Below are 15,316 nucleotides of genomic sequence, written 5' to 3'. Positions count from 1 at the left end.
GATGACGGAACAGACCGAGCGCTCCCGTCCCGGGACCGCGCAGCCACGACGCGCGGTCCGCGGCCGGATCGTCGGACCGCGTCCGCTCGGCGAGATCCGGGACTGGCCCAGGAGCTTCGCCGACCGGCTCACCGCGCCCCTCCCCGGTGTCATGGGCATGTCCCGACTGGCCCGTGAGCACGCTCTGCGGCCCAACGCGGAGGGACTGCGCGGCATCCACAAACTCCCCTACGCCCCCGAACCCCTCCCGGCCGTCCACGCGGGCAGCACCTGTGTCACCTGGGCCGGACATGCCAGCTGGATCATCCGCACCGGCGGGATGACCGTCCTCACCGACCCCGTCTGGTCCCGGCGCATCCTCGGGACCCCGGCCAGGATCACCCCGGTCGGCGTCCGCTGGGAGGAGCTGCCGCCCGTGGACGCCGTCGTCATCAGCCACAACCACTACGACCACCTGGACGCCCCCACCCTGCGCAGACTGCCCAGGGACACCCCGCTCTTCGTCCCCGCCGGGCTCGGCCGCTGGTGCCGCCGTCGCCGCTTCACCTGTGTCACCGAACTCGACTGGTGGGAATCGGCCGAGCTCGACGGGGTCCGCTTCGACTTCGTACCAGCCCACCACTGGTCCAGACGCACCCTCACCGACACCTGCCGCTCCCTGTGGGGCGGCTGGATCATCGACACCCCCGGCCCCGACGCGCAGCGGATCCACTTCGCCGGGGACACCGGGTACGGGCACTGGTTCGGCGAGATCGGCAGCCGGTACCCCGGCATCGACCTGACCCTCCTGCCGATCGGGGCGTACGAACCGCGCTGGTGGCTCAGCGATGTGCACACCGACCCCGAGGAGGCCGTGCAGGCCTACGAGGATCTCGGCGCCCGCGCGATGGCACCGATGCACTGGGCCGCCTTCCTGCTCTCCGCGGAACCCGTGCTCGAACCGCTGACCCGGCTGCGCACCGCCTGGCAACGGGCCGGGCACCCCCGGACACAGCTCTGGGACCTGCCGATCGGCGCCTCGCGCGTACTGGAGCCGGCGCCCCGCACGGTCAGTGGCTGAACCGCGCCCGCGTCCTCCGCCACATCGCGGGTGCCGCGCTGATCAGCACGGTCAGACCCACCGCCGCGACCACCCCCTGCCACGGCTCGGGGAAGAGCGAACCGCCCAGGATGCCGATGAGCTGGTACGTCGCCGCCCACGCCAGACACGCCGGCACATCGCCACGGGCGAACCGGCGCAGCGGCATCCGGCCCAGCAGACAGGCCAGCATCACCGGAATCCGCCCCGCGGGCACCAGCCGGGACAGCACCAGCACCGTCGCACCGTTCTCGTCCAGCTTCTGCTGCGCCTGTGCCAGCCGCTCCGGAGCGGCCCGGTCGCGGATCGCCCGCAGCCACTTCGAACCGTTCTTCGACCGCACCCCCCGCCGGCCGAGCCAGTACAGACATATGTCACCGAGGAACGCCGCCGCCGAGGCCACCACGAAGACGATCAGCAGCGCGAACGGCGACGACTGATGCAGCGCCACCACGGCGGCCGAACTGACCAGCGCGCCCGTCGGCACCACCGGCACCAGCGCGCCCAGCGCCACCAGAAGGAACAAGGACGGATAGCCGACCGCCTGTTGCGTCGACTCCGGGGGCAGCTGCCCCACGACCTGCGGGATCACCTGGCGGCCTCCGGCCGCACGTGCTCGCCGTGGGACAACCGGTGCACGGCCACCTCCGGCGCCAGCAGCGCCGCCTTCCGGACGAACTCGTCACCCGGTGAGTGGAACTCGTGCGGCCTGACCCCGTCCAGGCCGATCGGCCAGTACGTGCCGTAGTGCACCGGCACCGCGGACCGGGGCGCCAGCCGGGCCAGCGCCTGCGCCGCCCGGCCGGCATCGAGATGACTGTGGCCCAGATACGGACCCCAGCCGCCCACCGGCAACAGCGCCACGTCCACCGGACCGACCGCCTGCGCCATCTCGTCGAAGAGACCCGTGTCACCGGCGAAGTACGTCCGCGCCTCGCCCTCGACCACGAAGCCGAGCGCGGGGGAGCGGTGCGGGCCCACCGGCAGCCGCCTGCCGTCGTGCATCGCCGGAACCACCCGTACCCGCACCTCGCCGACCCGTACCTCGTCGCCCGGGGCCACCTCGGTGATCCGCAGCCCGCGCACCGAGCGCAACACCCGAAGCCCCGGCACGGCGCGCACCGCACCCAGCGGCACGATCAGCCGACTGCCGGGGGCGAGCCTGGACAGGGACGGCAGATGCAGATGGTCGGAGTGCAGATGCGAGACGAGCACGACATCGGCGACCGCCGCCTCGGGACCGGGCAGCTCACCGCGCCGGCGGCGCAGATGCGCGAAGCGCCGCACGAACAGCGGATCGGTCAGCACCCGCACCCCGGAGTCCTCGATGGTGCAGGTGGCATGACCCCACCAGGTGACTTCCACCGGCACGCGACGCCTCCTCGTTCCCGGGCTCCTCGGTTCCGGCCCCGCCATCGAGCTTAGGGTCTCTCGTTCGGATCATGCCGGGCCGGAGGGGTCCGGCCCGATCGGAACGAGGGAGCCCGGGCGTCGGACCGGAGCGGGGGCGCACAGATGTTCCGTTCCCGTCCTCCGCGCTCCCGCCGTACCCGCGCGCGCCTTCTTGCGCGGGGGGCCGGAAGGTAGGGTCGCCGACACGGACTAGCACGGGGGGACGGCCATGGGGGACGTCACGGACGTACGGGTGGCGGCCATCGCCAGCCTCACACCGCTCGAAGAACTCGACAGCGATCCGTTCCTGGTGGACACCCGCAGCCAGCACGACATGTGTGCCCGCTGGGCCGCCGACAAGGGATACGTCGTCACCCGGCAGTTGCGGCTCTACGGGCTGCGCCCCGACCACCACGCCCTGTGGGCCGATGTCGAGAGCGGCGAGGTCGAGCTGTTCGTCGCCGCCAACGACCGGGTGCTGGCGCGGGCACTCGCCTCGGTGCCGGAGTTCGCCGCGGAGTGCGAGCGGCGCGGTGTGCGCCTGGAGATCGCGGGGCTGGACGAGCCGCCGTACAACGCCCGGACCAAGGCGAGCGTGCACCGCAGGCTCTCCATGCCGACCGCCGGCTACGACGGCTGCTGACCCGGCTCCCGGCCGCTGCGGCCGGGGCCGCGGGCCCGCTGTGAAAAGCTGGGGGGCCAGGACCCGGAACGGCGGGGTCCGGACGTGAGGTGGAACGGCGTGGGTGACGGGCGATGGCGAACAGCCGGGAGCGCCCTGATGCGAGTGGTCGTGGTGTGGGCGGTCTCGACGCTCACGATGCTGGTGCTCGCCGGGATTCTGCCTGACTTCCAGCTCCAGTCGGCCGACGGCGACAGCATAACCAAGATCGCGTTCACCGCGGCCTGGGGCGCCGGCGCCTTCGGTCTGCTCTCCGCGCTGGTGTGGCCGGCCCTGGTGCGGGCCCTGCTCATCGTGCCCGCACTGGTCCTCGGGCTGCTCGTCTTCTTCCTGAACGGCTCGCTGCTGCTGGTGGCCCTGCGGCTCATCCCGGACGGGCGCGGCGCCGCCGACCCACAGACGGCCGTCGTCGTCGCGGCCGTGATGTCCGCCGTCGCCTCGGCGACCTCCACCGCGCTCGCCGTCCGCGACGACAACGCCTACCGGCGCAGGCTCTCCCGGCTGGCCGTCCGCCGCCGACGGCGCAGCGGCGCGGACAACGGGCGCAGCGGGCCGCCGGGAACCGTCTTCATACAGCTCGACGGCGTCGGCCACGACGTGCTCGCCCGCGCCGCCGAAGAGGGGCTGATGCCGACCGTCGCGCAATGGCTGGCGGACCGGGACGGGCACCGGCTCACCCCGTGGCGCACCGACTGGTCCAGCCAGACCGGGGCCAGTCAGCTCGGCATCCTGCACGGCAGCAACCACGACGTCCCCGCCTTCCGCTGGTACGAGAAGGAGACCGGCGACGTCATGGTCTCCAGCAGGCCCGCGAGCGCACTCGAACTCCAGCGCAGGGCCGTCGCGCGCACCCACGACGGCGGACTGCTCACGCGGGACGGCGCCAGCCGAGGCAACCTCTTCAGCGGCGGCGCCGACCAGCTGGCGCTCGTCCTGTCCATGGCGGCCCGGTTCGGCAAGGGCCGCCGCTCCAGGGCCGGGTACTTCGCGTACTTCTCCGACCCGGCCAACGCCGTGCGCACCGCGGTGTCGTTCGCCGCCGAGGTCTGCCGCGAGATCGGCCAGTCGACCCGGGCACGGATGCGGAAGGTCACGCCCCGGATCAAGCGCGGCGGGCTGTACCCCTTCATCCGGGCCTTCGCGACCGTGGTCGAACGCGATGTGGTGGTCGCCGCCGTCATCGGGGACATGTTCGCCGGCCGCACCGCCGTCTACGCCGACCTGGTCGCCTACGACGAGGTGGCGCACCACTCCGGACCGGACAGCCGCGACGCGGAGAAGGTGCTCGCGCGCCTGGACCGCTCGCTGGCCCTGATCGTCAAGGTCGCCGAACACACCCCGCGCACCTACCGGATCGTGCTCCTCTCCGACCACGGCCAGAGCCCCGGGGAGACCTTCGCGGGGGCGTACGGGCTGACCCTCAAGGACCTGGTGCGGGCGGGCTGCGGGCTGCCCGTGCCCCGTCGGGCGCAGCGCACCCGCAGTGGCTCGGAGGCGCGCGACGCGGTACGGATCGCCCTGCACCGGCCGGTCGACGAGGGGGTGGCGGAGCACCTCGCGAAGCCGTCCGACCCCGTGGTCCTCGCTTCCGGGAACCTCGGCCTGATCTCCTTCCCCGACATCCAGGGGCGGGCCTCGCGCGAACAGCTCGACCACTGCCACCCCGCCCTGCTCGGCACCCTCGCCAACCACCCCGGCATCGGCTTCCTGCTGGTCCGCAGCGAGCGCCACGGATCGGTGGTGCTGGGCCGCGGCGGCGCGGAGATCCCGGTCTCGGAGCTGGCCGACGGGGAAGGGCCGCTGGCCCCGTTCGGGCCCGGGGCGGCCGCGGCGGTGCGGCGGACGGACACCTTCCCGCACGTCGCCGACATCATGGTCAACTCGATGTACGACGGCGCCACGGGCCGTGTGCACGCCTTCGAGGAGCAGATCGGCTCGCACGGCGGCCTGGGCGGCGAGCAGTCCCACCCGTTCCTGCTGTGGCCGTCCCAGCTGTCCGCACCGGTGGCACCCGGCACGGAGCTGGTGGGCGCCGAACAGGTGCACAAGGTGCTGCGCCGCTGGCTGCGGGAGTGCCCGGGCCCGCAGATTCCCCTGTCGGTGCCGGGCGGGGCCGGTGGCGCCGACGAAGCGGACGGCACGGTCCGGGCCGCCGGCTGAGGGGCGTTGTCAGTGGTGGACGGCAGGATGGGGGCCATGACGAACTCAGCTGTTGTGCTCGCCGACACCGCCGCCTACGCCGCCGCGGTCGAAGAAGCGACGAAGGCGGCCGCCGCGTACTACGCCACGGGCGAGAGCACGCTCGACGACGACGCCTACGACCGGCTGGTGCGGGGGATCGCCGCATACGAGCAGGAGCACCCGCAGGAGGTGCTGGACGCCTCCCCGACCGGCAAGGTGGCGGGCGGCGCCGCGGTCGGCGACGTACCGCACACGGTGCCGATGCTCTCGCTGGACAATGTGTTCTCGGCCGATCAGTTCGTCACCTGGACGGCGTCGCTGGAACGCCGGATAGGCAGGCCCGTCGCGGCCTGGAGCGTGGAGCCGAAGCTCGACGGCCTGGCCGTCGCGGCCCGCTACCGGGCGGGCCGCCTGGAGCAGCTGATCACCCGGGGCGACGGCACCGCGGGCGAGGACGTCTCCCACGCGATCGGCACCGTGGTGGGGCTGCCCGAGCAGCTCGCCGAGCCGGTGACGATCGAGATGCGCGGCGAGATCCTGATGACGACCGAGCAGTTCGAGCAGGCCAACGCGGTGCGCACCGAACACGGCGGCGCCCCCTTCGCCAACCCGAGGAACGGCGCGGCGGGCACCCTGCGCGCCAAGGACCGCGCGTACACGGTGGAGATGACGTTCTTCGCCTACGGCGCCCTGCCGCTGCCCCACTCCGGCGGGCTCACCGACACCCTCGCCGAACTCCCGCACAGCGAGGTCCTCGCGTACGTCGCCCGCCTCGGCGTCCACACCGCCGCGGACACGGATGTGGCGCCGCGCACCGTCGCCACCGTCGAGGAGGCGCAGAGCCGGGTCGGGGAAGTCGCCGCCCTGCGCGCCTCGTTGCCGTTCGGCATCGACGGGATCGTGATCAAGGCCGATCTCGCGGCCGACCAGCGCGAGGCCGGTTCCGGCAGCCGGGCGCCGCGTTGGGCCATCGCCTACAAGCTCCCGGCCGTCGAGAAGGTCACCCGGCTCCTCGGCGTCGAGTGGAACGTGGGGCGCACCGGCATCATCGCGCCGCGCGCCGTGCTGGAACCGGTGGAGATCGACGGCTCGACCGTCAGCTACGCCACACTGCACAACCCCGCCGACATCACCCGCCGCGATCTGCGCCTGGGCGACCGGGTGATGGTCTACAAGGCGGGCGACATCATCCCCCGCATCGAGGCGCCCGTCGCCCATCTGCGGACCGGTGACGAGAAGCCGATCGACTTCCCCGAGTCGTGCCCGCAGTGCGGCTCCGAGATCGACACCAGCGAGCAGCGCTGGCGCTGTGTCCGGGGCCGCGACTGCCGCCTCGTCGCCTCCATCTCGTACGCGGCGGGCCGCGACCAGCTCGACATCGAGGGTCTCGGCGCGACCCGGGTCGTCCAGCTCGTCGACGCCGGTCTGGTGGCCGACTTCGCCGACCTCTTCACCCTGGAGCGCGAGCAGCTGCTGGGCCTGGAGCGGATGGGCGAGACCAGCACCGACAACCTCCTGGCCGCCATCGAGACGGCACGGGCCCAGCCGCTCTCCCGGGTCTTCTGCGCGCTGGGGGTGCGCGGCACCGGGCGCTCCATGTCGCGGCGGATCGCCCGGTACTTCGCGCACATGGACCGCATCAGGGCGGCCGACGCCGAGGAGCTCCAGCGGGTCGACGGCATCGGCAAGGAGAAGGCCGCGGGTGTCGTCGCGGAGCTGGTGGAGCTGGCCCCGCTGATCGAGAAGCTGGTGGCCGCCGGGGTCACCATGACGGAGCCCGGCGCCACGCCGCCGCCCGAGCCGGGGGAGCAGGACGCGGAGGCGGCCGCCACGGACGGGGAGAGCGGCGCCCTGCCGCTGGACGGGATGACGGTGGTGGTCACCGGTGCCATGACCGGCGCACTGGAGAAGCTCTCCCGGAACGAGATGAACGAGCTGATCGAGCGGGCCGGCGGAAAGTCCTCGTCCAGCGTCTCCAAGCGCACCTCGCTCCTGGTCGCCGGGGAGAAGGCCGGATCCAAGCGCACCAAGGCGGAGGATCTCGGTATCCGGATAGCCGCGCCGGACGAGTTCGCCGAACTGGTCGCGGTGTTCCTGCCGTCGGAGGTCTGAGGCACGGCGCCGCGTGGCCGGCCCTTGGATTTTGCCCGGGAGTGGCTTTCTTTGCCTCCCTATTGCATAGTGAGGGCTCGGCCATGCCTCGCTATCAGCGGGTTCATGGGTGTGTGCGCGGCCGCGACGGCCGGCCGGTGGGAGGGGCGATGCGTTCTCTGCACGAGGGGCGACGACTCGGCTCCTCCGTACACCGGGACCACCGCGGTGTCACCCGTGGCCTCGCCCTCGACCTCGGCAGCTCCCGCACCCGCGTCTGGGTGCCCGGACACGGCGTCCTGGCCGACACCGAGGTCTGCGGCGAAGCGGGTACGGGCGCCGGGCACGGCCGCCCGGTCCGGCGGGGCCGCATCGTCGACCCTGCCTCCTGCGGCCGGATACTCGGCCGCATCGCCGACACGGCACTGGGCGCGGACCGCACCGGCACCGTGATCGTCCTCAGCCACCCCGTCCTCGCCGGAGCCCGCCAGCGCGCCGAGGCGAGGGAACTGATCGCGGCCCTGGGACCGACGACCGTCATCGCCCTCGACAGCGCGAGGGCCGCCGCCGCATACGCCGGACCGCGCGACGGCGGCCCGCTGCTCGTCGTCGACATCGGCGCCGAACTGACCGAGGCGACCCTGCTCGTCGACGGGCAGGTCCGCGACGCCCGCCAGGCCGAGACGGGGCTGGGCGACCTCGCCCCGGCACAGCCGCCCACCGCGGTGGTCCGCACCGTCCTGGACATGATCATGGAGATGTGGAAGCAGGACCGGCACGGCGCCGTCCTCGGGGCCCTGCGCAGGGGCCCGTTGCTCACCGGAGGCGGCGCGGCCCGCCCCGACATCACCAACCGGATCGCGGTCCGCCTCGGGGTTCCCGTGCGTCTCGCCGACGACCCGGCGACCGCCGTCGTACGCGGCGCCGGGATGGTCCTCGACTCCGTGCTCCGCCGGGCCGGCGCGGCCCCGGCCCTGACCGGCCGAACCGGGTGACCCCCCTCCCGGGGCCGCCCCCGGGGAACGTGCCCCCCGGGGCCTGTCCGAAGGATCGGGGCCGGACCGGCCCGGGCGAACGGCCGGGCCACCCGGCACACCACGGCACCGCGCGGGCGGCCCGGCGGCTCCTCGCCGCCCTCCTGCTCGCCGTCCTCACTGTCGTCGGCACCACCCCCGCAGCCGCCGGATCCGCACTGCCGGCCCGGCCGTTCGCCGGCGTGCCGCCGTCCGCCGCGTACACCCCGGGCGCCCACCAGCCCACCCCGCACACCGACCGGACCGCTCGCACGGGCACCACCCACGACACGCGGCGTACCCGCACGGCCACGGCCACCGACCACCACCGGTCCGGGCCGCCGACCGCGCCCCGCCCCCAGCCCCGGGCCGGCAGCGACCAGGCCCGCACCGCGCACCACCTCCCGCCGCCCGGCACCGACGCCCTGCTTCCCGGCACGCCCGGCGTCCACACACACCACCGGGCCGACCGCCCGGCCCCCACCGCACCCCCTCGTGCCACCGACCACGCGCGCATCGCGCTCCCCGGCGTACGCGGGCCTCCACGGACGGCCGTCCACCGGCCACCGGTCCTGCCACCGGTCCCGTCCCACAGAACCGCCGTGCCGCCCCCGCCGAGGTGAGGGCGCCCGGCGCCCCCTCGGAGGAACCCCATGACTCGCGCCACCACGGTGCGAGCGGTGCTGGCTGCCGCCGTGCTGCTCGTCTCCGTGCTCATCACGCTGACCATGTCGCCCAGACTCGGCCTCGACCTTCAGGGCGGCACCAGAATGGTGCTCCAGGCCAAGGACTCGGACACCGCGAAGGCGGACCGGGAGAGCACCGACCGCACCCTCGAAGTACTGCGCCAGCGCATCGACTCGCTCGGCGTCGCCGAACCCACGCTGACCCGCTCCGGCGAGGACCGGATCATCGTCGAACTTCCGGACGTCCAGGACCCCCGCAAGGCAGCCGAGGTCATCGGCAGAACCGCCCAGCTCAGCTTCCACGCGGTCCAGGGCCCGGGGAGCGGCGGCGAAGACAGGGCCGGCGCGGGGCCGGCCCTCCCCGACGAACAGGGGCGCGCCCTCGACCTCGGACCGGCCAGGCTCTCCGGCGCGGGCGTCAAGGACGCCGCCGCGGCGTTCGACGCCCAGCAGGGCGCCGGCTGGACCGTGTCCCTGGACTTCCACAAGAAGGCCGGCCGGGACTGGACCCGGCTGACCGGCGAAGCCGCCTGCCACCCGGTCCAGGACGACCGCCGCCGCGTCGCCATCGTCCTCGACCAGCAGATCATCTCTTCGCCGCAGGTCTCCCCGACGGTCGCCTGCAACGCCGGCCTGCCCTCCGGATCCACCCAGATCACCGGATCGTTCAGCGCGGACGAGGCCCGCGAACTGGCCCTGCTGATCAAGGGTGGTGCCCTGCCGCTCCCCGTCGAGATCGTCGAGCAGCGGACCGTCGGACCGACACTCGGTGCCGCAGCGATCGACGCCAGCGCCCGCGCCGCCCTCATCGGTGCCGCCGCCACCGCCCTCTTCATCACCGTCGTCTACCGGCTCTTCGGCGCACTCGCCGCCGTCGCGCTCGCAGCCTACGGACTGATCTCCTACGCGGCTCTGGTCGGCCTCGGCGTCACCCTCACCCTGCCCGGCCTCGCCGGATTCGTCCTGGCCATCGGGATGGCGGTCGACGCCAACGTACTGGTCTTCGAACGTGCCAGGGAGGAACACGCACAGCATCCGGGCCGCTCCCTGCGCTCCTCGCTGACTGCCGGATTCAAGGGCGCCTGGAGCGCCGTCGCCGACTCCAACGTGACGACGCTGATCGCGGCCGGGCTGCTCTTCTTCCTCGGCTCCGGACCGGTGAAGGGGTTCGGTATCACCCTCGCCATCGGTGTGATCGCCTCCATGTTCTCCGCCCTCGTCGTCGCCCGCGCACTCACCGAGATCGCCGCGGGCTCCCGGTTCGTCAGCGCCTACCGGGGCGTCAACGGCATCGCGTTCCCCGGCCGGGTACGCACCTGGCTGACCCGCCGCGACCCCCGGCTGATGCGGTTCCCGCGCCGCTGGCTGATGGTCTCCACCGCGCTGGTGGCCGTCGCGGTCCTCGGCATCGTCGTACGCGGTGTGAGCCTGGGCGTCGAGTTCACCGGCGGCCGGCTCATCGAGTATTCGACCAGCCGGCCCGTCGACGTGGAGCGGGCCCGCACCGCGCTGGCCGGCGCGGGCTTCGGCGACGCCGAGGTCACCACGGCCGGGGCGGGCGACCTCTCCGTACGGACCGGCGAGCTCGACAACGACGGCGAACACGCCCTGCGCGCCGCCCTCGCGAAGGAGGGCGGCAGCACGACCAAGGTCCGCGACGAGCTGATCGGCCCCAGCCTCGGCGACGAACTGCGGCGCAACGCCCTGATCGCGCTCGGCATCGCCGTGTTCGTGCAGCTGGCCTACCTCGCGGTCCGGTTCCGCTGGACGTTCGCCGTGGCCTCGGTCGGGGCGCTGATCCACGACGTGATCATCCTGGTCGGCGCCTTCGCCTGGCTCGGCCGCACCGTCGACGGCATCTTCCTGGCCGCGCTCCTCACCGTCATCGGATACTCCGTCAACGACTCGGTGGTGGTCTTCGACCGGGTGCGGGAACTCTGGGCGAAGGCCCGCCGTGCACCGCTGGCCACCATCGCCGACCGGGCCGTTCTCCAGACCGTCCCGCGAACGGTCAACACCGGAATGGGTGCGCTCTTCATCCTTGTCGCACTCGCGGTGCTGGGCGGTGACTCCCTCGCGGACTTCGCCCTCGCCCTGCTCATCGGCATCTGCGTCGGCACGTACTCCTCGGTGCTGACCGCGGTACCGGCCGCCCTCGTCCTTGAGCGCAGCAGCAAGGCCCCGCCACCGGCCCGCAAACGGTCACCGGGACGCCGTTCCGGCACGGGGCGGGCACGCCGGGATCCCCTCGACAACGGAGCACGCGTCTGACGTCGTGGAATCGGTCGCTCCGGATCGGCGCCGGCGCTCGGAGTCCGCTTCGGGCGCCGGCCGTGGGGCGGTGGGAGGTCTCGGCCAGGGCGCGCAGCCGGGCGACGCGGCACCGGATCCGGTTCTCCCGGTCGGTGAACGGGTCCGGGGCGGCGGGGTGGAGGAAGAGGCGGCGGGCGAGGTCGTGCTGTCCGGCCGGCCGGCCGGTCGGCCGTGCCTGTCGTCGCCGGGATCGCGCCGCGGCAACACACTGCCCCGGACGGCGGCCGGCCGCGGACAGCCCGGCTGGAGAAGGTCACCGACGAGCGGTACGACGGCCCCGCACCCGCAGCCCGGTGACCGCGCGGCCCGTGGTCACGCGTCTCAGGAGGCGAGGGCGCGCAGATGGTCGGCGGTGGCCCGGTCGGCGGGCAGGAAGGTCTCGATCGCCAGTTCGGCCACCGTCACATCCATCGGTGTGTTGAACGTCGCGATGGAGCAGACGAAGGAGAGCACTCGCCCGTCGTGCTCGATCAGCAGGGGCAGTGCGAAGGGCAGCGAGGGGCCGGGACCGGGGCCGGTGCCCTCCGGTACGGGATAGCCCGCGACCTCCTCGTACAGCTCACGCAGCTGTGTCGAACGGGCCAGGGCGATCTGGCGGTCCATCTGGTCCAGCAGATCGGACCGCCACTCCCGCAGATTGCGGATGCGGGGGGCCAGACCTTCCGGGTGCAACGTGATCCGCATGGCATTCAGCGGCGGTACGAGCAGGTGATCGGCCACTCCCTCCAGCAGCGTCGCCATGCCCCGATTGGCCGCCACCACGTTGTACGTACCGTCGACCACCAGCGCCGGATACGGGTCGTACGCCTGGAGCAGCCGATCCATCCCCTCACGCAGCGCGTCCAGGGCCGGGTCGTCGAACGCGGTCTGTGCGTAGCGGGGTGCGTAACCGGCCACCAGCAGAAGGGCGTTGCGTTCTCTGACCGGGACGTCGAGATGCTCGGCCAGCCGCAGGATCATCTCCTCGCTGGGGCGGGAGCGTCCGGTCTCGATGAAGGAGATGTGCCGGGCGGAGGAATCGGCACGGAGTGCCAGCTCCAGCTGGCTGATCCGGCGCTGCTCACGCCAGCTGCGCAGCAGCGGCCCTACCCCCGTGTCAAGCGCGACAGTTGTCATACCCAGACCGTAACGTCACCGGCACCGCCGACCGGCACCGATCGCCGACGAGGGAGTCGCCGTATGCCCGCCGCACCGCTGTCGCAGGAAGAGATCGAGGACCGTCTGGCCGGACTGCCCGGCTGGTCGCTGGAAGGGGACCGGATCACCTGTACGTACCGGCTCCACACCCACTTCGCCGCCCTCGGGCTGACCGTGCACGTCGCCGCCATCCAGGACGAACTGAACCACCACTCCGATCTGACCCTCGGATACAACACCGTCTCCCTCTCCGTGAACACGCACGACGCGGGCGGTGTGGTCACCGAGAACGATCTGAACCTGGCCGCGCGGGTGGCGGCGATCGCCGACGGGCACGGCGTGCGGTAGCCACGGCGGCCCGGGCGGCAGATCACATCGCCGCGCCGAACCGCGGATGCGCGGCGAGCCAGCGCGTATAGCTCTCGCTGCGCTCCACCGCCTCCGTGTACGCCGCCCGGGTGTACCCGCTCACCGCACCCGCCGCCGCGCCGGCCGCCGTCGAACGGGGATGCCAGCCCAGCAGGTGGCGCCAGCTGAGCGGTGAGCCGGTGATCGGCCGGGTGACCACCCCAGGGGTGGGCGGGAACGTCGCCCGGCAGAGCCCGACCGCCCGCCCCACCTGCACCAGATGGACGACGGAGGCCGTATCCGTCTCGTACACCGAGACCGGGCTGAATCCGGCCCGTGCGCAGGCGCCGATGAAACAGTCGGCGAAACAGCCCTCGCCCGGCACGTCCGCCCAGCACTCGTCCGCCAGCGCGGAGAGGTCGAGCTCCTGTTCACCGGCGAGCGGGTGGGAGTCCGGCAGCATCACGAAGACCGGGTCGACGCCGATCACCTGCCATGTCAGCCGGTCGCTGCCGGGCGGCGGGCTCTCCCCGCAGGTCCCGATGAGGGCGAAGTCGAGTCTTCCGTCCACCAGCTGCGAGGCGATCTCGCCGACCGACCAGGAGGTGTACGTGGACACGGGCGCGGTCGGGTGCGCGGTGACCAGGCGGTCCACGAGGCCGCCCAGCAGCGGGCCGTGCGTACCGCCCAGCCGGAAGCGCTCCATCGTCCCCCACGCGTTGGCGAACCGCACCGCCTCCTCCTGGAGCTCGCTCACGGCGGGCAGCACCACCCGGGCCCGTTCGAGCACCAGCTCGCCGAGGAGCGTGGGCCGGGCGCCGGTGTGGTCGCGGTCGAAGAGCGGGCCGCCGAGCGCCTTCTCGATCCTTCGCAACTGTGCGCTCAACGCCGGCTGGGCGAGCCCGAGCGTCGCGGCCGCCTTGGTCAGGCTCCCGGTGTCGGCGATGGCACGTACGGTTCGCAGATGGCGTAACTCCAGCTCCATAAACGCAAGTTATGGGCCCGGCGGCGTACCGGCAATATGCCGGTGTCCATTGAGTGGGATGTGTCCGGACTCGGGCGGGTGCCGGGCGTGCGCGCCGCCCGGGAGAATGACTTGCCGAACCGGCAATAAAACTTGCCATTCAGTCGGTCCGGTGGTGACGCTGTTTCCATGAGCCAGCACACCGGACACGGTCATCACCAGAACACCGCCCACAGCCACCGCCCGGACGCGGCCCACGGCCGGCACGGCGACCGGACCCACGGTCATCAGCACGACGCCGGTGACATCGACTGGGATGTGATGGGGCCGCAACTGGAACAGGAAGCCGAGATCAGCCGCCCGCAGTACGAGGCGGCGGCCCGCTGGATCGCGGGGCTCCCCACGGCCCCGAAGGTCCGCCGCGTGCTCGACATCGGCAGCGGACCGGGTGTGATCACCTGCCTGCTCGCCGAGGTGTTCCCCGAGGCGGAGGTCGTCGCCGTCGACGGCACCCCGGCACTCCTGGAACGCACCCGGAGCCACGCCGAGCGCCTCGGTCTCGGCGACCGGGTCCGCACGCACGAGGCGGACCTCCCCGAAGGCCTCGGCGAACTGGCGGAGGCGGACCTGATCTGGGTGGGCAATGCCCTGCACCACATGGGCGACCAGCGCGCCGCCCTGGCCGGATTCGCCGCACTGCTGCGCCCCGGCGGGACCGTCGCCCTGGTCGAGGGCGGGCTGCAGCCCCGTCGGCTCCCGCGCGACATCGGCATCGGGCGGCCCGGTCTGGAGGCCAGGCTCGAAGCGATCAACACGGCCCGGTTCGAGGACATGCGGGCGGCACTGCCCGGCACCACGCGGGAGACCGAGGACTGGAGCGCCCTGTTCACCGCGGTCGGACTGGCCCCGCAGGGCACCCGCAGTTTCCTGCTCGACCTTCCGGCGCCGCTCTCCGACCGGGCCCGGGACCATGTCGTCACCGAGTTCGCCCGGCGGCGCCAGATGTTCGAGGAGGAGCTCACGGCGGAGGACATCGCCGTGCTGGACCGGCTGCTCGACCCCGACGACCCGGCGGGGCTGCGTCGGCGCCCCGATGTCCACCTGCTCTCGGCGCGCACCGTGCACCTGGGCCGACGGGGCTGACCGCGCGCGGCCGCATCGGACGGGAGTCGGGTCGAGCCCGGCTCCCATCAGGGCTTCGGGCCCGTTCGGGGGCGCATTCCCGGGCCTTCCCGTGCCCCGCCACGGCCCGTGTAGGAGAAGTGCGGGCGGGTCGCGGGTGACGGATATTCACGGGCTCAGGCCGCTGCTCGGGCCGTGTCAAGAAAAGACACGCTGCTGCCAGGGTGAGCGGGCATCAGGAAGTCCCCTGTGCGGTCTAATCGCGGATCAATTCGCCTAAAAATGGGGGCAATTGGCAGCTCATCAAAT

13 protein-coding genes are annotated in these 15,316 nt (G+C 73.0%); 9 read left to right on the top strand and 4 right to left on the bottom strand.

Features of this window, described 5'->3' with window-relative positions:
* Nucleotide 1 precedes the first annotated feature (1 nt).
* Nucleotides 2-1,060: an MBL fold metallo-hydrolase gene (locus tag AB0D53_RS37300; RefSeq protein WP_362453807.1), complete on the top strand. Its 1,059-nt coding sequence runs from the start codon at nucleotides 2-4 to the stop codon at nucleotides 1,058-1,060.
* Here the strand turns inward: AB0D53_RS37300 and AB0D53_RS37295 are convergent.
* Together AB0D53_RS37295 and AB0D53_RS37290 are read right to left on the bottom strand one after the other, a co-directional pair.
* Nucleotides 1,050-1,670 (bottom strand): DedA family protein, encoded by a 621-nt coding sequence (locus tag AB0D53_RS37295; protein ID WP_362453806.1) that lies wholly within the window; start codon nucleotides 1,668-1,670, stop codon nucleotides 1,050-1,052. The two genes, AB0D53_RS37300 and AB0D53_RS37295, sit on opposite strands and share 11 nt — an antisense overlap.
* Nucleotides 1,667-2,449, bottom strand: coding sequence for an MBL fold metallo-hydrolase (locus tag AB0D53_RS37290; protein ID WP_362453805.1), 783 nt, complete (start codon nucleotides 2,447-2,449; stop codon nucleotides 1,667-1,669). The genes AB0D53_RS37295 and AB0D53_RS37290 overlap by 4 nt, the downstream gene beginning before the upstream one ends.
* Before the next feature lie 250 nt (nucleotides 2,450-2,699).
* Here AB0D53_RS37290 and AB0D53_RS37285 point away from each other — a divergent pair, with 250 nt between their 5' ends.
* The 6 genes from AB0D53_RS37285 (at nucleotide 2,700) to secD (ending at nucleotide 11,394) form a co-directional block, all read left to right on the top strand.
* Nucleotides 2,700-3,113: a hypothetical protein gene (locus tag AB0D53_RS37285; RefSeq protein ID WP_362453804.1), complete on the top strand. Its 414-nt coding sequence runs from the start codon at nucleotides 2,700-2,702 to the stop codon at nucleotides 3,111-3,113.
* 138 nt (nucleotides 3,114-3,251) lie between these two features.
* Nucleotides 3,252-5,312, top strand: coding sequence for an alkaline phosphatase family protein (locus AB0D53_RS37280; protein WP_362453803.1), 2,061 nt, complete (start codon nucleotides 3,252-3,254; stop codon nucleotides 5,310-5,312).
* Nucleotides 5,313-5,339: 27 nt separating this feature from the next.
* Nucleotides 5,340-7,445: an NAD-dependent DNA ligase LigA gene (gene ligA, locus AB0D53_RS37275; protein ID WP_362453802.1), complete on the top strand. Its 2,106-nt coding sequence runs from the start codon at nucleotides 5,340-5,342 to the stop codon at nucleotides 7,443-7,445.
* Between the two features lie 149 nt (nucleotides 7,446-7,594).
* Nucleotides 7,595-8,419, top strand: a complete 825-nt coding sequence (locus AB0D53_RS37270; protein WP_362453801.1) for a rod shape-determining protein — start codon at nucleotides 7,595-7,597, stop codon at nucleotides 8,417-8,419.
* A gap of 29 nt (nucleotides 8,420-8,448) precedes the next feature.
* A complete protein-coding gene (locus AB0D53_RS37265; protein WP_362453800.1) occupies nucleotides 8,449-9,060 on the top strand; it encodes a hypothetical protein in 612 nt (203 codons plus the stop codon).
* Nucleotides 9,061-9,090: 30 nt separating this feature from the next.
* The gene (gene secD, locus AB0D53_RS37260) at nucleotides 9,091-11,394 is read left to right on the top strand and encodes a protein translocase subunit SecD (RefSeq protein WP_362453799.1); all 2,304 of its coding nucleotides are present in this window, start codon (nucleotides 9,091-9,093) and stop codon (nucleotides 11,392-11,394) included.
* A gap of 363 nt (nucleotides 11,395-11,757) precedes the next feature.
* On the opposite strand, the gene AB0D53_RS37255 is transcribed toward secD, so the two are convergent.
* Entirely contained in the window at nucleotides 11,758-12,552 is a 795-nt protein-coding gene (locus AB0D53_RS37255; protein ID WP_362453798.1) for a helix-turn-helix transcriptional regulator, read from the bottom strand.
* A gap of 63 nt (nucleotides 12,553-12,615) precedes the next feature.
* Here AB0D53_RS37255 and AB0D53_RS37250 point away from each other — a divergent pair, with 63 nt between their 5' ends.
* Nucleotides 12,616-12,921, top strand: coding sequence for a 4a-hydroxytetrahydrobiopterin dehydratase (locus AB0D53_RS37250; protein WP_329817508.1), 306 nt, complete (start codon nucleotides 12,616-12,618; stop codon nucleotides 12,919-12,921).
* Nucleotides 12,922-12,943: 22 nt separating this feature from the next.
* Here the strand turns inward: AB0D53_RS37250 and AB0D53_RS37245 are convergent, their stop codons facing one another.
* Entirely contained in the window at nucleotides 12,944-13,906 is a 963-nt protein-coding gene (locus AB0D53_RS37245; RefSeq protein ID WP_362453797.1) for a LysR family transcriptional regulator, read from the bottom strand.
* A 168-nt stretch (nucleotides 13,907-14,074) separates the two neighbouring features.
* Between AB0D53_RS37245 and AB0D53_RS37240 the strand changes: the two genes are divergently transcribed.
* Nucleotides 14,075-15,028 (top strand): class I SAM-dependent methyltransferase, encoded by a 954-nt coding sequence (locus AB0D53_RS37240; protein WP_362453796.1) that lies wholly within the window; start codon nucleotides 14,075-14,077, stop codon nucleotides 15,026-15,028.
* The last annotated feature ends 288 nt before the right edge of the window (nucleotides 15,029-15,316 follow it).

Source organism: Streptomyces sp. NPDC048295, assembly GCF_040652135.1.
GTDB lineage: Bacteria > Actinomycetota > Actinomycetes > Streptomycetales > Streptomycetaceae > Streptomyces.
The sequence above is the reverse complement of the archived record's forward strand: the minus strand, read 5'-3'. Positions and strand labels throughout refer to the sequence as shown.